Below are 20,566 nucleotides of genomic sequence, written 5' to 3' on the forward strand. Positions count from 1 at the left end.
GCTTATCGCTTCGCTGACTATATGCTCGCTGCCAACCGATTCTACTGCAAGTTTCGGTCCGGTTACTGCTCCATCCTTCAGATGCTCCTCCGTCACCGCTTCGGGGGCTATATGATCGGAGCTTACCGCTTCGCTGACGATATGCTCACTGCCAACCGATTCTACTGCAAGCTTTGACCCGGTTACCGCTCCATTGACAATCTGCTCGGATTCTACACTCAAATTTCGAACGAGCGAAGCGTCCACTCCCGGCTCCTCAAAATGATCCCATGTCAGTATCCCTTTCTTGATGTGGCGGGCATGAATCGCTTCCGTCTGAATGTGTCGGCCGAGAATCGATCCGATATGAATATGATAGCCGCGGATCGCATCCTGTTTAATATGCCGGCTTTCGACCGCTCCTTCCTCCAGCACCTCTGCGGTGACTGCTCCCAATGCCAGCTTATCGGAGGTGATCGTCTCCTTCTGCAGCAGCTCGGCGGTAATCGCTCCTTCCTGAATATGCCCGGTTTCGATCAATCCCGGCCGCAGATGGTCTGCCAGAATCGATTGCGGTTGAAGATGCTCGGAGGCGACCGCACCGGGAGCCAGATGCGCTCCGGTAACTGTCTGTTCTTCCAAATGAAAACGGCCTATGCTCCCCGGTTGGAGTCGAGAGCCGTCTATACTCTCAGGAGCCAGATGCGCTCCGGTCAATCCTTCAGGCTGAATATGGCGGGCGACTACCGCTCCATCCTGAATATGCCCTTCGCCAATCGACTTCAGACGGATATGCCTGCTTTCGACCGTTTCTTCTTCAAGAATGGTGCTGTTCACTGCACCGGGAGCCAGCTTGTCGGAGGTGATCGATTCATTCTGCAGCATCGGCCCGCTTACCGCATTCTCTTGGATATGGGCTGGACCGACAATGCGGCCGGCCAAATGCTCTGTCGACACCGAATGATTTGCCAAGTGATAGCCATGTATAGCTCCCGAGATGATCTTCTCGGCGGTCACCGAACCGTTGGCCAGCTGTTCGGTATCGATCGTCAACGATTTCACCTTGCTGCCGTCTATCCCCTGGTCGGCGAAAATATTGGATGTAAAAGCCTCCTTCATTAAATGGCGGGGGGCTATCATCTCATCTCTAAGATGTTCTTCGCCGATGGCCTGCTCCTGCAGGTGAATTCCTCCGACAGATTGCTCTGCGAGCTTGTCGAAGGTCACGGCCCCGGGAGCCAGCTTGCTTCCCGTTACCGCCTCCTTGCCCAGAATATCCTCCGTCACGGAGCCTTCCTTGAGATGCGTCTCCTGGATAATCCGCTCTCCCAGATGTTCCGTATGAACCGCTTTATGGGCGATATGCCCGCTTAAGACAGACCCGGTCGCCAGCTTCTCCGACGTCACCGCCGCGCCGGCCAATTGCTCTGTATGGATGGAGCCCGGCTTCACCTTGCTCTCATCCACGCTGTGAGCAGCCAAATGGTCCATTTGGACCGCTCCTTTTTCCAAATGCCGGCCCTGAATGCTGCCCTGCTGTATATGACGTCCTTGAACCGTTTCGGTCTTAATGTGCTTGCCGGACACAATTTCGATATCCAGCTTGTCGGCAGTTACGCTCCCTGTAGCCAGCTTGCTTGTCGTTATGCTGCTGTCTCTCAGCGCATGGGTTGTCACCGAGTTTTCCTGAAGCTGTTCCGAACCGACTGACTGCGGATGGAGATGTGCAGTCGTTACCGACCTGTCGGCCAAATGCTCGCTCTTAACTGCTTGAGGCGCAAGCTTCCCGCTCGTCACCGCACCGTCGACCAGGTGTTGGGTCCCTATGGCCTGTTTTCTGATTTTGCTTCCGTTGACGGATTCCGGAGCCAGCTTATCCTCACTTACCGACTCGCTGTCCAGGTGATAGGTCCGGATGACATCCGCTGGCAAATGGTAGCCGCGAATGGCCTCGGACACAATATGAATGCTATCGACCGAATCTTCGCTAAGCTTTTCCTTCGTGACGGCTCCCGCAGCCAGCTTTATAGTGGTGATCGCTTCATCCATAATGGCCGAGGTCGAAACCGCCCGGTCCTGAATGTGCTGCGCGGAGACGGAATGGCGGTTCAGATGATGAGCCTCTACGGAAAGATGAGCCAGATTTTCCCGTGTGACGCAGCCGTCTGTCAAATGCTCACTAAGAATGGAATCAGGTGCCAGCTTCGTGGTTCCAACCGCTCCATCGGCCAGTTTCTCACCGCTTACCGCCCCATCCGTGATTTTCTCCCGTGAGACGCTTCCGTCGGCAAGCTTGGAGTGCGTCACCCCATGGTAGGCCAGATGCTCGGCAGTAATTTGCTCCCTTGCTATATGTCTGGATAAGACCGATTCAGAAGCAAGGATGTCGGAATCGACGGCCTCCTTCGCAAATAGAGCGCTGGTCAAAGATTTCTCCTGCATATGTCTTGTTCCAATCGCCTGGGGAGCAATGTTCTGGGATTGTACCGCCTGGTCCGCCAGCTTGGCATGAGTTATGGAGCCATCCGCCAAGTGATTGTTGCCGATAGACCGGCCACGGATATGTCTTCCTTCCACCGATTCCTCTTGAAGATGTACCGCAGTTATGCTGTTAGGGCAGATTTTATCTGACACGACGGCCCCGTCGCGCAGTTTATCCGTAGTTACCGCCCCGTCGGCCAATTTGGCGGAATTGATAACCTGATTGCCCAAATTGCTGGAAAGGATGGCGCCGCTCTTGATCTTCTCGGTAGTAATGGCCTGATCCTGGATAAGCTCCGTCGAGATCGAGTTGGGATGAAGGTGCTTGGCTTGAATGGAGCCGTCCGCAATTTTGATCGAATCAATCGTTTTGTCCGCCAGCTTGGCGGATGTTATGCTGTTATCCTTTAACTTGTCCCCGGATATGGAATAATCCTTGAGCTTGGCTCCGGAAATAGACCGATCCATGAGGTGCTTCTCTTCCACCACCTGTTCGGCCAGCTTGATTCCGGTAACGGTCCCGTTGCCGAGCTTCTCGGTGGACACGGCAAAATCCTCCAGTGCCTCCGTCGTTACGCTTCCGGGCTTTAGCTTGCGGGAATCAATCGCATGAGGGGCGATTTTCTCCCCGGTAACCGCCGCATCCACCAGATCATCCGTATAGATGATGGGGGTATTCGGCATTTCCGTCTTTCTATCCAATACCGCCATCTTATCCGGACGATCCGTTGAAGAGCGTTTTTCTTGAGCTTCGTTAGAGGCCATCTTGGACTCCACCCTTCCCTCTTCTCCTCGGGCTTTACTTTCCGTATGGGCGGTATCAGAACTATTTTTATCCTCCTGAAAGCTTAAGTCCTCTTGGACGCCAGATACGGACTGCTGTTCCCTGTCTTTTGTAGAAGTATCCGTAATTTCCTCCCTGGGCTCGGAAGGGGAAATGACATGATGAGACTGCGGCGGCCTGGGTACAGGAACATGACCGGCCCGTTCCTTCTTCTTCTCCAGTACCATCCTGTGAAGCTGCAATCCGTTCTTGACGGTTCCATCTTCATTTTCCCTAACTTGCCTGATTTCCGTTCTCCCCTTTTTATCCTTGGGGTTGTCTTCCACCCGGTAAATATCGTCATCCAGCCAGTTCAACTCCGACAAATTAGCGTCTATGAACGTCCCGCGTTCCCGTACGCGTTTTCTGGAAGGTGATGCCTTTCGTTTTTTCATCGCTCGACTCCTCCCTTGCAAGTTACCTGGTCATTTGTAACATATGCGGAGCCTGACAGGGCGGTCACCTATAAATCTAATTTCAAAGGAAATTAGACGCCCACCCAACTGCCGCATGCAATAACTACTCAAGCGGAACGGCTTTCGGCTTAAATGAAATAACGCCTCCCGGCCATATGGATTTTCCGGTTACCGTCAAGTTTCATATAACATATGATGATTTCAGGAAGGAGGAGCGTCATGGGGCGGTTAGTCGGAATCTTGGTCAATGATCCGGTATACAGACGAATTCTGTACGGAGCCGGGGACGTCGCTCTGCTGAATCAGTATGAGGAGGCTGGCGCCAAATACGGGGTAAATCCTTGTTATTTACGTTTAAAAGACTTGAAGAGCGGAGGAAAGAAAGTGAAGGCGATCCTCCGGAAACAGGGAGCATACAGAAGAGTCACCGTGAAGACTCCGACTGTTGTGTATAACCGGGCGATATACCGGAAGCAGCCGTCCATCGATTTCCTGGCCCGCTGGTCTACCGCCGGAGGCCGGATCGTATTCAATGCCTGCAACCGATACAGCTTGCCGGACATTCGCCATTTACTATCACTCGATCCCTCCCTCCATCCTCATCTTCCGATTATTTATCCGTTCTCTCCCGAAGTCTTACGAAGAATGCTTGAGCTCTATCCCTCCGTCGTATTGGAAAAGGGGAGCGCCTTAATCCATAGAGGGTATCGCGAGCTCGTGAAAAATGAGGAAGGAGAGTGGATATTTAGCGGAACGTCAAATCCGGGTGAGGACTCTCCGCAGAGCTTGCTCCATACGGAAGAGGAAACTCTGATTGAGCTGTACAACAAATATGTGATCAGACCCTCTGTCTCCATGGTGAGATGGGACGGAAGGCCGGCTCTCTTCTATGTCTGCGTACAGCGAAATGAAACCGGGAAATGGCAGCTGACAGGTTTGGTGGAAAAACCGGAAGAGATCCATACCGATTCCGAAGAGTGGAAGCCGGAGGAGAATGTGGAGAAGGAACCGTTCGTGAAGCATCTGGAATCCAAGCTGTCCGCCAACGGAATTACGTTGCTGGAGGAAATAGAGAGGGTAGCCGTTGCCATCGGCGAGCAGCTTAGCCAGTATCTGCCTTCGTTGGCCGACATCGGAATGGAGATCGGACTGAAGGAGCCCGATATTCCCGTCTTTCTAAGATGGCTTCCCGATGTCGGCCATGTTTTCCGGAAGACCGGGAGAATCGAGCTGTGGGCCGCGTCCTGCCATCACCCGATCGGTTACGCCAGTTATTTGCTGGATTATTTGGAAAAGCGGGAGGACACAGATATTCCTCATACAGTTTCAAGCATAAATCGTTTATAATAGAAGGACAGTGCTTCTCAAGGAGGAATTTCTCATGTCCCCATCAAATCTATGCGAGCCGAAGAAGAATGAGCTTCATTATCAGATTGGCCACTTTCTGGCGGAAGATCATTTCCAACAGCTAAGCAGGCTGATGAACGATCATTCCGTGGCCAAAGGCTCTCACTTGTTCTGGGAGGGGGAACCTGCAGAGCACCTCTTTTTTGTTAAAAAAGGGAAGATCAGGATTACCAAATCTACAGATGACGGCAAAGATCTCATTCTATTCTATTTACAAGAGGGAGACTTCTTCGGGGAATTCGCGAGCTATGCCCCCGTCCAATATTCTTACGATGCCGTCGCGGTACAAAATTCGGAGATAGGCGTCATTCAGCAGAAGGAGCTGGAGCAATTGATCTCGGAGAGCGGAGAATTTGCCCTGCAGTTCATCAAATGGATGAGTCTCATGCAGCGAACGACCGAATCCAAATTCCGCGATCTGATCCTGTACGGCAAAAAGGGCGCCCTAGCCTCAACCTTAATCCGCCTTACCAATTCTTACGGCGAGCCTGTGGAAGATGGGATCTACATTCGGCTCAAGCTGTCTAACAGCGATTTGGCCAATATGATCGGAACGAGCCGGGAGAGTGTCAACCGGATGCTTGCAGCTTTCAAAGAAGAAGGCATCATCGGCTACGAGAAGGGACACATCGTCGTGCGCGAGCTGTCGAGCCTCAAGCGGGTCGTCCGCTGCCCGGACTGCCCCGCGGAAATCTGCCGCATCTAGGCGCGGAATTCCCCACAAAGTGACGCATAGCCTTCGAAGCTTATTCCGGGTACTTTGCGGGGAGCCCCGGAACTTATGAAATTATAAACTAAGGAACCTCGGAAACCACCATTAGGGCGGAATCCGAGGTTCTTCAGTTTCCGAAGGTTAGATAACCTGAATCTTACCAGGTGACAAAAGGCTTCGAACCCGGAACGGGGTTATTGACCATATCCATCATCGGTACGGAGTAAGCGACCAGAATGAGGATAACGACAAGCGATATCCATACTCCCCAGCGCTCGAACAAACGCGGGGTTTGCTCCGCCGTTTCCGCAACTTCGGCCAAGGGATATTCGGTATATCCTTTGGGTGCTCTCAGCAGGGCGACAACGTTGTAGACCATCAGCACAACACCGATGAACAGGATGGTTCCGCCGACCGCCATCGCCACATGGTACGGCATCCAGAAGACGGCATCCGGATGATCCTGGTAAGTCGTGAATGCCGTACGACGCGGGGAGCCGAACAATCCGGCAGTATGCATCGAGCCGGACATGAAGAACATTCCTACGGCCCAGATGATCGTCTGCGCAATCCCCAGTTTATGCATACGAGCGGTAAGTGTCCTCCCCGTGATGGAAGGGATCAGCCAGTACGTAATGCCGAAGAAGGTAAGCGCTACTGTCGTTGCGACCGTCAGGTGGAAATGGCCGGTAACCCACAGCGTATTATGCACTACGGCATTCACCTGGTTGCTGGCATTGATAATTCCTCCGGCGCCGGCCGGGATGAATATGAGCATGCCCATGAACGGGGCGAAGAAACGTACATCCTTCCACGGAAGCATTTTGAACCAGCCGAACAGGCCCCGGGCCCCCTTCTCCCTGCCGGTTCGTTCGAATGTCGCAAACAACGAGAAGGCGGTCATGAGAGACGGGATGACAACCATCATCGTAAGCACGACCTGCAAATATTTCCAGAAGTCCGAGATGCCCGGCTCCATCAGTTGATGGTGAAAGCCGACCGGAATCGAAAACAATAGAAACAGCAGAAACGAAAGGCGTGCCAGCGCATCGCTGAACATTTTGCCGCCGATGACCTTGGGAATGACCACGTACCAGCAAATATAAGCCGGCAGCAGCCAAAAGTAGACGAGCGGGTGACCGAAGAACCAGAACAAGGTGCGGCTCAGCATGACATTAACCCGCTCCACCCAGCCGAAGGACCAGGGAATGAGCTGGAGAATGATCTCCAGGGCGACACCAACCGTAGCCACCATCCACATAATCATCGTCACAACGGCCATGAACGCAAACAGGGGCGATAATTTGCCGCGATTCGTCTTCTTCCATTGCCGATAATTATGAAACATGGCAATCCCGCTCATCCAGCTTCCGGCCACGACAAGCACCAGAGCAATATAGAACCACGGGGAAGCCTGCATAGGCGCATAGAAGGTATACAAAACGGTCGCCTTATTCAGCAGGATAAAAATCGTTCCGATTACGGTGCCGGCCGTCATCAGCACATATCCGATCCAGCCCAGCTTCCGCGATAACGGGAGCAGCCGGCCTCCGGTCGTCTTCGCTACTCCCGACAGCATAAATCCAATAATGAAGTAAGTGGTAAAAATAAGAGCCATCAGCACACCATGCGCTGTTAGCAATTGATAATAACCGATTCCCGATGGCAGGGTAATTAGCCCTCCTCTGACCAGACCTTGCAGCACTCCGGCAATCCCCCCGAGCAGCAGCGCCACAAATGCCAGAAGCACATGTGCCAGAACCAGAGTGGCATCCCGCCGGTCTATCGGCAATGCTTGTTTAGTATTCGTCTCCATAGATTCCAACCTCCCCGATTGACCGTCCGTTATCGTACAATGATCGTCGTCATCATCATTTCGTGCGCCGCACCGCAATACTCATTGCAGAGAATTAAATATTCCCCGGGCTCATTAAAAGTATGGCTGATCGTATTGACTTCCCCGGGCACAGCCATCATGTTCACGTTAGTTCCCGGAATGGCAAAGCCATGGACCACATCCGTACTGGTAACGACAAAATGAACCTTGGCGCCAACCGGCACCTCCATTTGCTCGGGACTGTAGCCGAAAGCAAAGGCCAGCATGACGGCTTCATATTCGTTCTCGCCAATCTGCCGTAAGCCCGGATTGTTGAAAGGTTCTTTCTCCGTCACCGTTTCGGGGTCTATCGAATGGTGATGCCCTCCCGGCGGCGCCACGCCCATTGCGAAAGTGCCGACTCCAAGCACAGCCAAAAAGATGACCAGCATGGATATTCCAATGATTAACCAAATCTTTTCCAGCCGATGAATATGCATAAGAGCCTCTCCTTTATGTTGCGGTTTCTCTTAACTAACTGCGAACGATGTATAGAAGAAATACGCCCAACCAGGTCAAGGCGATAAATCCTCCGAGCATCAAAACCGCAGCGAATGTTCCTTTTAACGTTTCTTTCTCTTCGTTAACCGGAGATGGTGGAGTTTTGGCCTTGCTGTCTTTTTGGGTAGCTATCGGTTGCTGCATCTTAGGTTCCCCCTTCCTGCCGCGCGCCCTTAAAGCGGCGCTGTTTAAGCTTATTGTAGGAGTCAGGTCCCGGCCTTCACTATGACAAAAGTCACAGTTCACAGGATCGCAATGGAATCTACTTAATTTCGCCACTTTTACAAACGCATTGAAAATTCAGGCGACGAGCCGTATCGGCCAGAAGATCATACAGGTTTAAATAGTGGAGAGCTCTCGCATCATCGGGCTCTTATTCTTTTAAAAATACATGTTGAATTTTGTCGAAACAATGCCGATAAAGTTTCTATGGGTAAATTTTCTACGTAGAGGTGACAAATGAAGCCAATGAAACAAAAATTGAAATCCGCATTAAGAATTACGGTAGGGAAAAAAATAATGGGAGGTTTTCTGCTTCTCCTGGCCTTGACAACCGTATCATCCCTCATGAACTTGTCCGGAATGCGGAGCATTAATAACAAGATGGAAACGGTCTTGACGGACTGGATGCCGGGAATGGCGACGATTCATAAAACCGAAGCCGCTCTGAATGATTTTCGCGCCAAAACATTGCTCCTGCTGCTCTCTTCCGGAGAAGAAGAGGAAAGGCTCATGGAGGAAAGAAAGCAGCAAATCGATACTATCCAGGAACTGCTCTTGACTTATGAGAAAACCATTACGTTGGAGGAAGAAAGAGATCTGTTTGACGATTTCAACATTGGCTGGTCGAAGTTTCTGGCCTGGAATGAACAGATGATCGATCTCAGCAGAGCAGATAAAGAGAGAGCGATCCAGAGCCTCCAGAATGGAACGGCTATCTTGCTCGAAGCTCAGGAGAAATTGCTGCCGCTTACCGAGCTGAATTGGAAGATGGCAAATGAAACCAGCGAAGAAACCCGGAAGCAATACGGCTTTAGCACAAGATTGGGTTGGATAGCGATTGCTGCTGGTCTATTGATAGGGTTGATCGTTGCAGGCTCCCTTGCCAAAATGATCTCCTCCCCGCTCGCCCGCGTGACCCGAACCATGAATGATATCACATCCGGCAATCTGGCGGTTGAGCCCATCGTCATCCGCAACCGCGACGAGGCCGGCGAAATGGCGGCAGCGGTCAATCGGATGGTCGAGCAATTAAGATCGGTCATCCGCCAGGCCAGCGATTCGTCCGCGCAAGTAGCGGCAGCGTCCCAGGAGCTGGCAGCCAGCTCCGAACAGACCGCCGAATCCGCCCATTCGGTCTCTCAGAGCGTACAGCAGATGGCCGAAGGCGCGGAGAATACGATGGTGCGCTCGGAAGAGATGGCTCGGGCGATGGAGGAAATGGCCGTCGGCATTCAGAAGGTGGCCGAATCCGCCGGAATCATCGCGGACAACTCCCAGAATGCCGAACACCAGGCGGAGCAAGGATCCCAGCTCGCCCAACAAGCGGTCAACCAGATGGCTACAATCGGTATGTCCGTCAGGCAGCTGGCGGAAGCGATCGACCGGCTGCATCAGCGCTCGGAGCAAATTGGACAGATTGTCTATGAAATTTCCTCCATCGCTGGCCGGACGAACATTCTCTCGTTAAACGCGGGAATTGAGGCAGCCCGTGCTGGTGAAGAAGGCCGCGGTTTCGGGGTAGTGGCTAAAGAAATCCGCAATTTGGCCGCTCAGTCGGAGCAATCTGCACAGAGGGTCAGCCAATTGGTTGAGGAGATTCAGGGGGATACTATGAAGGCCGTGCAGTCCATGGAGCAGGGCTCACGCGATGTGGAGCAGGGAACGTTGGTCGTCAACGAGGCAGGACAAGCCTTCGAGGCCATTCTTGAGGCGATCAGGCAGATGGTCCGGCAAATCGATGAGACCTCCGCCGTTACGGAACAGATGTCCGCCGGCTCGCAAGAGGTGCTGGCATCCGTCGAGCAATCGGCTTCCATAGCCCGGGAAGCGCTGAGCAACGCGCAGACGGTCGCTGCAACGACAGAGGAGCAATTGGCGGCGGTACAGGAAATTTCCGCCTCGGCGAACGATCTCACCCGTGTGGCAGAGAATTTGCAGGAAGCGATAGCCAGGTTCAGATTGTCATAAGCAAATACAGGACAACTAAAGGGGTGTCCCAAAAGCGTTCGCATAAAACGAAACATCCAAAAAACGAAGCAAAAAGGACCTCAAATCCCACTGGTGTGGGAACGGGGTCCTTTTTTTAGTTGCCAAATTAACTCTAGGTGGGGCTTGAAAAATTATAGATCGACTTATGAGACAACCTCTTTAATTTCGCTATTCCGTCCACGGGTCGATATGCCTGAACGGAACGGTTATCCACAAATATAGATGACCGGCTAACCCAGCTTGGAGCTGTATGTATCCCTTAATGTATAACGAGGCACATGAGACGTGTTATTGTCCCTGCATTCACGGCATTGACCTAGAGGGACGCCCCTCCGATAGAAGCCCGTACGAAAAATTGACCCGGCGTTTTCCTCCGAGATCAAATGATTACATTCCACACAATAAAATTTAGCGAGTGCCATACCTGCTCTCCCCTTCCATTGAAATAATGAAGCATTGAACAGTCCAGGATAAAATGATGACGGCTTGCAACAATAGTATAGCTTATGCGTGGCACATTGTATGTCATTTGATGGGAAGTTTTTACACCTGTCAGCTTCTAATTTTGTCGAATCGGCTTTGCCTTCTGTCAAACGGCCCTAATGGACGGCCCATTTCCCCTCATCCGGGCATTGTATGATATGCCGGCTTATCCCTCTGCTAACGGAGAGCCTGTCAAAGTTCTTGACTACAGATGCTTTTCCACAAAACGCATCATAGCCAGTTCATGAAACGGAAGCCCCTCATGACCGAAGTCCGGATAAATCTTCGCTTCCTTCTCCCCGGGAAGATGATTGAAGGCGGCGAAGCAAGTCGAAGGCGGACAGGTGGTGTCCTGAAGCGTAATGGCCATCATCGTCTTGGCTTCCACCCTTGCGGCATGATTCATTCCGTCGAAGTAGCTGAGCGTTCTGTATACCTGCGCTTCCTGTTCGTGCTCCGGGTCGTAGATGCGGAACCAGTTTCTGATCTCGGCATACGGTCCGGTCGTATAGATTTCCAGCGCACGGCGGAAGTCACACAGATACGGGAAAATCGGCAGGGCCAGCTTCGGCCGGTCATCCAGGCCCGCTGCCGCCAGTGTCAGGCCCCCGCCCTGGCTGTTGCCTGAGACGATAATGCGGGAGGTGTCGATCTCCTCACGTTCACATACGAAATCGATTGCCCGAACGCAGTCCATATAAACTTGTTTGTAGTAATAGCGCGAAGGATCAAGAATCCCCAAGGTCATCCATCCCGGGGCGCTGCCGGTTGGATATTGGGCGTAATCGGGTGACAGCCCGCCCTGCCCTCTCACATCGATGGCAAAGACGGCGATCCCCATACATACCCAGTGCATATAATCCTGGGGTCTGCCCGCCCTGCCGGTGTACCCGTGGTATTTAACGATGACCGGCATCGGGCGCTTAGTCATGGATTCGTTGGGAACGAGATAGATTCCATGAATAGGCGTTCCATCCATTCCGTTGTAAGTGACATCGTATACCGATACATTCTTGGCCGGATAATCGACCGGAACCACTTTAGCCTGCAGAGGAACAGCCGACGATTCGCGTTTAGCCTCCCCCCAGAAGGCGTCAAAATCCGGCTCCGCCGTCAGTGCCGGCTTATATTTCTCCAGCTCGGACAAGGGCATGTCTACTAAAGGCATTTCCATACATCCTCTCTCACTATTTTCATATATTAAACTATCCTCTTGAATGTACTACAGAATCGCACTTAACGTAAATATGTATGGATTAGGTTATTGATTTGTCGTTCCTTCTATGTCAAGATAGTCCTCATAGATTATTAATTCATGGGAAAACAGGTGAATACACTATATGGCAAAACGATTTTTTCGTTTACTTACCGAACTTTCTTCGCGAAAATCGGTTTCCCGATTGACCGGAGCCTTTGCCAAATCGAAAATAAGCCGCTCTCTAATTCCATGGTTCGCCAAATCATATGGAATTCGAATAGAAGATGCCGAGAAGCCTGTGGCTGAATATAAATCGTTGAACGATTTCTTTACCCGCCGACTGAAATCCGGATTGCGACCGATTGATACGACCGCCGAGGCTTTAATCAGTCCGGTTGACGCCGCCATCACGGGGATGGGGACGATAGCGTCCGGACAGATTGTTAACGTGAAGGGGCAGGATTACACGCTGGAAGAATTGCTGAATCAATCCCCGAGACAGCTTAACTACAAAGACGGCTTCTATTATGTGCTATACCTTAGCCCTACCGATTATCACCGGATTCATTCTCCGGTGTCGGGAACGGTGATCGAGAAGGAGCATATTCCGGGCAAGGTATACCCGGTGAACGAGTTCGGCCTTCGCTACATGAGAAGGGTGCTCAGCCGGAATGAACGGCTCGTTACTTACCTCAAGCATCCCTTCGGAGAGCTTGCGGTCGTCAAGGTCGGAGCCCTGAATGTCAGCAGCATTCAGTATGTCGAGCCTTTGCCGAATGAGCTCGCGGCGGGAGATGAGCTGGCCTATTTCGAGTTCGGCTCCACCGTCGTCCTCCTCATGGAGAACGGCACCTTCGATCCGAGAGACGGCCTGGCCATCGGCAGCAAGGTCAAGATGGGGGAACGGCTCGGAACCTTTCATAGCAAGAAGTGATGACTGACGGTTCGATTTATTGATTTTTCGCTAAGAACATAAGATTTTTCATTCATGGGAAGAAGGTTACAACATATGCAAACCGCTGTAGCGGCCGGCATAGCCCGGCCGGATCCAAAGCCGACTTTGTATCGGATACTTTTTCTCGTTAGTCTGGTCCATCTGTTTAACGATTCGATCCAGGCGGTGTTCCCCGCCATTTATCCCATCTTGAAGGACTCGATGGGGCTTTCGTACACGAAAATCGGTCTGCTTACCTTTTCGCTCAATTTCACGGCCTCCATCATGCAGCCCATAGTGGGCGCCTATACCGATTCCAAGCCCTCGCCATTCCTCCTGCCGTTGGGAATGGTCTTTACTTTTGCCGGGATGCTTACGCTCGCATTTGCCGGCAACTATACCATGATGCTGCTTTCGGTGCTTCTCGTTGGCCTTGGTTCGGCTGTCTTCCACCCGGAAGGCTCCCGCGTTTCTTACATGGCCGCCGGATCGAGAAGAGGGCTGGCGCAATCGATTTATCAGGTAGGCGGCAACGCCGGCCAAGCGTTGGCTCCGCTGATGGCTATTTTTATTTTTTACCGCCTCGGTTTGTCCGGAGCGGCCTGGTTTACGGTCGTTGCGGCAGCGGCGATCGGAGTGCAGATGTACATTACCAGATGGTACCGCGGTTATTTGGCGGCCCATCCTCCGAAGCCGAAGACTCGCGGCAGCCGGGCGTCCGGATTGCAGGCCGAGCGGAAGAAGCAGATCACCGTTGCCCTGTATCTGCTCGTTTTTCTCGTCTTTGCCCGGTCCTGGTACCATGCGGCGATCTCTAATTATTACTCGTTCTATGCGATAGAAAATTTCGGGATCAGCAAGGAAACCGCGCAATATTTCATCTTTGCCTTTCTGGCCGCCGGCGCGCTGGGGACTCTGTTGGGAGGACCCCTGGCGGACAGATTCGGCAGGAGGAACATTCTGGCCTTCTCTATGCTCGGCTCGGCTCCGTTCGCTATTTTGCTGCCGTTTGTCGGTCAGGTATGGGCGTTCGTCCTGCTTCTGCTGATCGGATTTATCCTCCTTTCCAGCTTCTCGGTATCCGTCGTGTACGCCCAGGAGCTTATGCCCGGCAAGATCGGCACCGTCTCCGGTCTCATTGTCGGCCTGGCCTTCGGGATGGGGGCGCTGGGAGCCGTCGCTCTCGGGAAATTGATCGACCTTACGTCGATTTCCTTCACAATGATTGCCTGCGGCTTCCTGCCGATAATAGGGATATTGACGATGCTGCTTCCTTCGGACCGCAAAATCAGGGAATGGAATGCGGAAATGGGAGAGGAATAAAATAACCCCACAAACATACATGACCTGTCGGTCGCCATCGACGTATAGCCTCCGAAGCATATTCCGAGTACTTTGCGGGGAGCCTCTGTAAACCCCCCACAAAGTGACGTATAGCCTCTGAAGCATATTCCGAGTACTTTGCGGGGAGCCCCTAACTTATAAATTAATAAACCTCCGGCGCCTCTGTAGAGAGGCCCGGAGGTTTTCTCGTTCAGAGACGCCCCATTGTATAGATGAATTCACATTTGATTGGCTTCAGACCTGTCTATTGGGCGTTATTTCTCATCACTCCACTTTCGCAGCTTGAAACTCGTTAAATATCCTTGACGTGTGCCGTAATCGCAGAATCGCGCGTCTAACTGGATTTCATACAGCTAGTTTGTTCCTCTGAAGCGAAAGACGGTCACTAAGTGGAAAAACCGCAGCTAGTTTGTGCAAAAGCTTGGTTGGCTCGTTGAGCTGTTATATCCGCTGCCACGCTCGGACCATCCGTTCGATGCCCTCTTCTATTTCAGACAAGCTCAGATGGGAGAAGCCGAAACAGGCAGAGCATCCAGCTTTTCCGACAAAGTAGGAAGAGGTCTCGGACCACTGCACCCCTTCCTCGCGGCAGGCTGCGGCGTATTCCGCAAATTGTTCGGGCGAGCGTCTCCACCATGCGAACAAATGCAGTCCGGCTTCCGATTCCACAGGCTCGAATAAGTGGGACAGCCGTCCCTTCAGTCTATCCAGCAGTGCCGAGTATTTACGGCTGTACACTCTTCGCATCCGCCTGAGATGCCGCTCATATTGACCGCTGTTCATCATGACAGCCAGTGCCGCTTGGTCCAGCACTGCCGTTGGATGAGGCTCGAACAGCTGCTTCGCTTTAACAAAAACCTCACGAAGGCTGCGGGGAAGCACGGCATAACCGATGCGAAGCCGGGGCAGCATCGTTTTGGAAAATGTTCCGATGAACACCACCCGGTCCTCCCGATCCAGCACCTTCAGCGGCTCCAGCGGCTTGCCGCGATGACGGAATTCGCTGTCATAATCATCCTCTATTACGATTCCTCCCTTCCTGGAGGCCCATTCCAGCAGCTTCAGCCTCCGTTCCATCGTCAATACATGTCCCGTCGGAAACTGTCTCCCGGGGGTCACCAGCGCCAATCGCGCCTCCCAATCTTCGGGCACGATTCCCTCCTCGTCCACCGACGCTGCCAGAATTTTTCCTCCGGCGGCCAGCACCGCATGGCGAAACCCGCCATATCCCGGATTTTCCATTACGACAGGGTCTTCCGGGGCCACAAGCAGCATGACGAGCAAGCCGATCGCCTGCATCGATCCGTTCACGATGACAATATCATCCGGCTCTGCCCGTATTCCCCTTGTCCGGCCTATGTGATGGGCGATCGCCCGGCGCAGCGGAGCATGTCCGGCAGTTTCGTATGCATCTTCCAGCCATCTTTCCCCCTGCATTCTGACCTGGGCATATAAATATTTATTCCATATCGAATTCGGAAAGACAGTCAAATCAGGCTCTCCGATATGAAAGCTGATCCGGTCCGGGACCCCCTTATGCCCTGCAGCAAAGGAACGCATCGGCAGCTCGGCCATTCGTTTCCCCCACGGGGAAAACCGCAGCGGGACCGCGGGCCGGTCCGCCTGCCCGGATGGGGCGGCTTTCCGGGTAACGAACGTCCCTTTCCCGGTCTGAGAGGCAATATACCCTTCAGCTGCGAGCATTTCGTAAGCGACATTGACCGTTCCCCGCGATACCGCATACAGCTTCGCCAGTTCTCTTGTCGAAGGGAGCCGGGTCCGATAAGGCAGCCTCCCGTCTGTAATCGCGTCTTTTATCGCCTGAAACAGCGCTTCATATTTGGCCGGATAGCGCTTGGTATATTCCAAATAATGAACCTGGAAATCCATTTCATTCACCTCCGTGTGTATAAGGCTTCCGGCAATCTATTCTCCATCCTCAGTGGCCTATTAAAAATAGAGTAAAATGGATCTTTTTTCATGTCAATAAAACGATTAGGATTGTTAGCAAATGGACAGCAGAAGGATCCAGGAGTATTTTAAAAAGTGATCTTGAAGAATCCGGCCTTACTGTTCCAATCATAGGCTTCCCGCACGGAAGCAAATCATTTAGTACAAGTACAATACTATAGGCTTAGCTCATAAAAAAAGGGGTGTTGGGCTTGAGGAGAAAAGAATTTTCAATGAACGAGCAAGCGGAAGTGGAGCAGTTTCTGAACGAGATGACATACGGCTGTCTAGGCACTACAGGAGAGGATGGCTGGCCTCACGTCACCCCGGTCAATTACGTCTACCACCAGGGAAAAATCTATTTTCACGGCAGCCGAAACGGCCAGAAGATGAAGCATCTGAAGGCGTGCAAACAGGTCACCTTCCTGATCGCCAAGGAATATTCCCTGATCCCGTCCTATTATACCGACCCGGAAATGGCTTGTCCGGCCACCGCCTATTTCAAATCCGTCCTCATTAAAGGAACGGCTGAATTGGTGGAAGATTCTGTGGAAAAAGCCGGGGCGCTGCAGGCCTTCATGAGTAAGCTGCAGCCGGAAGGAGGTTACAGGCCGATTACGGCCGAAGATCCGGAGTACCGTCCAAGGATCAAAGGGGTGGCCGTTCTCGCCATAAAGATTATGGAGATGTCTGCCAAATTCAAATTCGGCCAAAATTTGCATGAGGAGGTCCGGGAATCCATTATTATCTCGCTGAACAGCCGAAAGAGAGAACTGGACGAAGAGACGGCAAGGCTGATGCGGAAATATTGTCCGGCTCATAAAGACAGTGGTAACGACTCTACAGAGGCATAGATCGCAAACCGGATTTCATCCGGCTTGAGGGAAAAACAAAAAGCCTTCCCGAGGGAAGGCTTCAATCCTATTATTTCAAGTCTTTCATATCGACCATATCCATGTCGCTGAATTCCTGGTTTTCTCCGGCCATGGCCCAGATGAAGGTGTAATTGTTTGTTCCAACACCGGAGTGAATCGACCAGCTTGGAGAAATAATCGCCTGTTCGTTGCGGACTACGAGGTGACGAGTTTCAGTTGGCTCACCCATCAAGTGGAACACTACTCCGTCTTCCGGCATATCGAAGTACAGATAAGTTTCCATTCGGCGATTATGTGTATGGCAAGGCATAGTATTCCACATATTTCCTGGCTCCAGAAGCGTCATTCCCATAACGAGCTGACAGCTCTGAATTCCTTCATTGTGGATGAACTTATAGATTGTCCGCTCATTGGACTGGCTGATCGATCCGAGGTGATTCGGCTGTGCATCGGACAGAGCCGCTTTAACCGTCGGATAGGTTTTGTGAGCGGGAGTCGAACTGAGGTAGAATTTCGCAGGCTGGGACGAATCCGCGCTTTTGAAGATTACCTCTTTGCTGCCCTTTCCTACATACAGGCAGTCTTTAGTTTCCAACTCGTAGTCCGTACCGTCTACGGTTACCGTTCCCTTCGGTCCGATGTTAATGATACCGATTTCGCGGCGCTCCAAGAAAAACGCGGATCCCATCTCCTTCTTGTCGGCATCGAGCAGAATCGGTTCATTGGTCGGGATAACCCCTCCGGTAATAATACGGTCTACGTGGCTGTATACCAACTTAAGCTGGCCTGGAACAAAAAGGCCCTCCATTAAAAACTCTTTCCGCAGACGCTCCGTATCATACTGCTTGACCTCTGTCGGATGAGTAGCGTAACGAATTTCCATACCTAGTAAATCCTCCTTGAGTAATGGTAAAGAACAGTGCACATCTACTATACTAACAAATAAAATGAAAAAGTGCCAATTTACCATATTTTTGGTAACGTGCCGTAGCAAAACTATCAGCATTGATCGGTCAATTAAGACCGGCATTTTTCCATTATTCAAACCTATCAACCCAAGTTATGGCCCGGCCTTCCTCCTTGATCGGAGACAATCACCCCTTTCCTTGAAACGGATGACTCCCTGCGAGGAAAATGATATAATATTCCCTAAAATCTTTACTATCGCTGTTGGGAAGGATGAATCCTCTATGAACGAGCTGGCTAAACAACTTAACGAAACTATCGAACGGGAAAACCCGCATGTCTACGGCATGCTCTCCGGACTGGGCAAACAAATTTACTTCCCTAAAGTGGGAATTCTTAGCCAGTCCGCCGAAGCGAAGGCAAAGGCGGATAAATATAACGCAACGATCGGCATTGCCCTGGAGAACGGACAGCCTATGCATCTTAAGGTTATCCAGGATACCTTGTCCGCTTACTCTCCCAAAGATATTTATGAATATGCCCCTCCGGCCGGCAAGCCCGAGCTGCGCACAGCCTGGAGGAAGAAGATGCTGGAGGAGAACCCCAGCCTGGAGGGCAAGAGCTTCGGCAATCCGGTCGCGACGAACGCTCTGACACACGGCTTGAGCATTGTCGCCGACTTGTTCGCAGACCATGGGGACGCCGTCATTATCCCGGACAAGAACTGGGAAAACTATGAACTGACCTTCGGTATTCGCAGAGGAGCGGAAATCGTTCATTACCCGCTCTATAATGCCGATAACCGGTTCAACTCCCAAGGGCTGCGGGATGCTATTCTTGCTCAGAAAGACAAGGGAAAAGCTATAGTCATCCTGAATTTCCCCAACAATCCGACCGGTTACACCCCGGGTCCTGAGGAAGGCCGTGAAATCGTTGCCGCCATCCAAGCAGGAGCTGAAGCGGGAATCCGTGTCGTGGCCGTAACGGACGATGCCTATTTCGGACTCTTCTTCGAGGATTCGGTTCACGAGTCCCTATTCGGCTCGCTGTGCGGCCTGGATCCGCGCATCCTTCCCGTTAAGGTCGACGGAGCTACGAAGGAAGAATATGTCTGGGGCTTCCGCGTCGGGTTCATCACCTACGGCTCTACCAGCGAAGCGGTCCTGAGTGCCCTGGAGCAAAAGACGTTGGGCATTATCCGCGCAACGATTTCCAGCGGGCCCCATCCGTCGCAAACCTTCGTCCTGCATGCTTTGAAATCGCCGGATTTCCAAGCGCAGAAGGAAGAGAAGTTCGCCATTATGAAGGGACGCGCCAATAAAGTAAAGAGCGTTCTCGACAGCGGTAAATTCGATGACGCCTGGGAATACTATCCTTTCAATTCAGGATATTTCATGTGTCTTAAGTTGAAATCGGTGCATGCCGAACAGCTGCGTTCTCACCTGTTGGATAAATATGGAATCGGGACAATTGCCCTGGGCGAAACCGATCTGCGGGTAGCCTTCTCGTGTATAGAGGAAGAGAAGATTGAAGACCTGTTCCATCTGATCTATCAAGGAGTTAAAGATTTGGAAGAAGCGGCGGTTTAAGTAACGATAACCGTTTATTGCAGAGAGCTATACGGATTTAAGCCGAAATGTTTACGAAAGAGAGTCAACCCATGCGATTGGCTCTTTTTCGTTGTGCTGAAGCTTGAAACCGGTCATGATATCGGCGCACTTTTGGCCGTTGTCTCTTTTCCCATCCTTTTGACCATTATCCCTTACGCTCAGTTACTTTACATGGGCACGTCTCTGTCTCCGTCCTTCTGACTGTTATCCCCTACGCTCAGCTACTTTTCGTGGGCCTGTGTCTCTTTCCCGGTCCTTCTAACTGTTATCCCCTACGCTCAGTTACTTTACATGGGCCTGTGTCTCTGTCTACATCCTATTGACCGTTATCCCCTACGCTCAGTTACTTTTTCGTGCGCCTATGTCTCTTTTCCCATCCTTTTGACCATTATCCCTTCGACTCAGTTTGTTCCAGGAGCTGCATTCGACCTTATGTGCATTTTTAAATTGGTAGATTAGGTTCAGCAGGATTAGAGAGACTATATAGTCTAGAATTTGATACGTGATAGAGTGGTTCATTTAGTTACAGGGTGATTATTGCTCTGACCTTTCTGAGGCAATGGGATACTAGTGAAATAGCCGGAAGAACGTCAATTGGGTCCGTTGATTTTCGAGCTTGGCGAATAGGTTCTCGTAGTAGAGTTGAACAAGAGCCGGGAACTGTCCGCATACGGCGTGACCAAAACTTGGTCAAGGGGGTCGCCGCCACAAGAAAAAAAGACTATCCCCCAAGCCCCATTGACTTGGACGGGATAGTCTAGTAAATATCGGTTAGTCCTATTAACTCAACTTTCGCAGAGCGAAAATCGGCATAATTGCATGATGTGACTGAACTAACGGTGAATGTAATACTGAGGTTG

Annotated in this window: 13 protein-coding genes and 1 pseudogene; 7 read left to right on the forward strand and 7 right to left on the reverse strand. The window is 51.7% G+C overall.

Annotated elements, in window-relative coordinates; genetic code table 11:
• Positions 1-3,678: pseudogene (locus ACTHRH_RS17940) on the reverse strand (hypothetical protein); the annotation flags it as partial.
• A gap of 240 nt (positions 3,679-3,918) precedes the next feature.
• On the opposite strand from ACTHRH_RS17940, the gene ACTHRH_RS17945 reads away from it, so the two are divergent.
• Together ACTHRH_RS17945 and ACTHRH_RS17950 are read left to right on the forward strand one after the other, a co-directional pair.
• The gene (locus ACTHRH_RS17945) at positions 3,919-5,046 is read left to right on the forward strand and encodes a YheC/YheD family protein (protein WP_440416870.1); all 1,128 of its coding nucleotides are present in this window, start codon (positions 3,919-3,921) and stop codon (positions 5,044-5,046) included.
• 34 nt (positions 5,047-5,080) lie between these two features.
• A complete protein-coding gene (locus ACTHRH_RS17950; protein ID WP_150959674.1) occupies positions 5,081-5,812 on the forward strand; it encodes a Crp/Fnr family transcriptional regulator in 732 nt (243 codons plus the stop codon).
• A gap of 163 nt (positions 5,813-5,975) precedes the next feature.
• Here ACTHRH_RS17950 and ACTHRH_RS17955 read toward each other — a convergent pair whose 3' ends face one another.
• From ACTHRH_RS17955 to ACTHRH_RS17965, 3 genes are read right to left on the reverse strand one after another with little or no spacing between them, the layout of a single operon-like run.
• Complete coding sequence (locus tag ACTHRH_RS17955; RefSeq protein ID WP_150959675.1) at positions 5,976-7,634, reverse strand: b(o/a)3-type cytochrome-c oxidase subunit 1; 1,659 nt, start codon at positions 7,632-7,634, stop codon at positions 5,976-5,978.
• Positions 7,635-7,663: 29 nt separating this feature from the next.
• On the reverse strand, positions 7,664-8,134 hold the full coding sequence (locus tag ACTHRH_RS17960; protein WP_144939875.1) for a cytochrome c oxidase subunit II: 471 nt from the start codon (positions 8,132-8,134) through the stop codon (positions 7,664-7,666).
• A 34-nt stretch (positions 8,135-8,168) separates the two neighbouring features.
• Positions 8,169-8,339, reverse strand: a complete 171-nt coding sequence (locus tag ACTHRH_RS17965) for a cytochrome c oxidase subunit 2A (RefSeq protein ID WP_144939873.1) — start codon at positions 8,337-8,339, stop codon at positions 8,169-8,171.
• 324 nt (positions 8,340-8,663) lie between these two features.
• Between ACTHRH_RS17965 and ACTHRH_RS17970 the strand changes: the two genes are divergently transcribed.
• Entirely contained in the window at positions 8,664-10,385 is a 1,722-nt protein-coding gene (locus ACTHRH_RS17970; RefSeq protein WP_379288231.1) for a methyl-accepting chemotaxis protein, read from the forward strand.
• Between the two features lie 709 nt (positions 10,386-11,094).
• Here ACTHRH_RS17970 and ACTHRH_RS17975 read toward each other — a convergent pair.
• The gene (locus ACTHRH_RS17975; RefSeq protein WP_186328437.1) at positions 11,095-12,057 is read right to left on the reverse strand and encodes an acetylxylan esterase; all 963 of its coding nucleotides are present in this window, start codon (positions 12,055-12,057) and stop codon (positions 11,095-11,097) included.
• A 172-nt stretch (positions 12,058-12,229) separates the two neighbouring features.
• Between ACTHRH_RS17975 and asd the strand changes: the two genes are divergently transcribed.
• Together asd and ACTHRH_RS17985 are read left to right on the forward strand one after the other, a co-directional pair.
• A complete protein-coding gene (gene asd / locus ACTHRH_RS17980) occupies positions 12,230-13,021 on the forward strand; it encodes an archaetidylserine decarboxylase (RefSeq protein WP_150959677.1) in 792 nt (263 codons plus the stop codon).
• A 75-nt stretch (positions 13,022-13,096) separates the two neighbouring features.
• Entirely contained in the window at positions 13,097-14,344 is a 1,248-nt protein-coding gene (locus tag ACTHRH_RS17985) for an MFS transporter (RefSeq protein ID WP_440416874.1), read from the forward strand.
• Between the two features lie 462 nt (positions 14,345-14,806).
• Here the strand turns inward: ACTHRH_RS17985 and pdxR are convergent, their stop codons facing one another.
• Positions 14,807-16,255 (reverse strand): MocR-like pyridoxine biosynthesis transcription factor PdxR, encoded by a 1,449-nt coding sequence (gene pdxR / locus ACTHRH_RS17990; RefSeq protein WP_440416876.1) that lies wholly within the window; start codon positions 16,253-16,255, stop codon positions 14,807-14,809.
• Positions 16,256-16,527: 272 nt separating this feature from the next.
• On the opposite strand from pdxR, the gene ACTHRH_RS17995 reads away from it, so the two are divergent.
• A complete protein-coding gene (locus ACTHRH_RS17995; RefSeq protein ID WP_440416878.1) occupies positions 16,528-17,169 on the forward strand; it encodes a pyridoxamine 5'-phosphate oxidase family protein in 642 nt (213 codons plus the stop codon).
• A 70-nt stretch (positions 17,170-17,239) separates the two neighbouring features.
• Here the strand turns inward: ACTHRH_RS17995 and kduI are convergent, their stop codons facing one another.
• The gene (gene kduI, locus ACTHRH_RS18000; RefSeq protein WP_144939862.1) at positions 17,240-18,073 is read right to left on the reverse strand and encodes a 5-dehydro-4-deoxy-D-glucuronate isomerase; all 834 of its coding nucleotides are present in this window, start codon (positions 18,071-18,073) and stop codon (positions 17,240-17,242) included.
• Positions 18,074-18,380: 307 nt separating this feature from the next.
• Here kduI and ACTHRH_RS18005 point away from each other — a divergent pair, with 307 nt between their 5' ends.
• Positions 18,381-19,685: an aminotransferase class I/II-fold pyridoxal phosphate-dependent enzyme gene (locus ACTHRH_RS18005; protein WP_440416880.1), complete on the forward strand. Its 1,305-nt coding sequence runs from the start codon at positions 18,381-18,383 to the stop codon at positions 19,683-19,685.
• Positions 19,686-20,566 lie beyond the last annotated feature (881 nt).

It is taken from the genome of Paenibacillus sp. SAFN-117, assembly GCF_051966115.1.
In the GTDB taxonomy this organism is placed as follows: Bacteria; Bacillota; Bacilli; order Paenibacillales; family NBRC-103111; genus Paenibacillus_L; species Paenibacillus_L residui.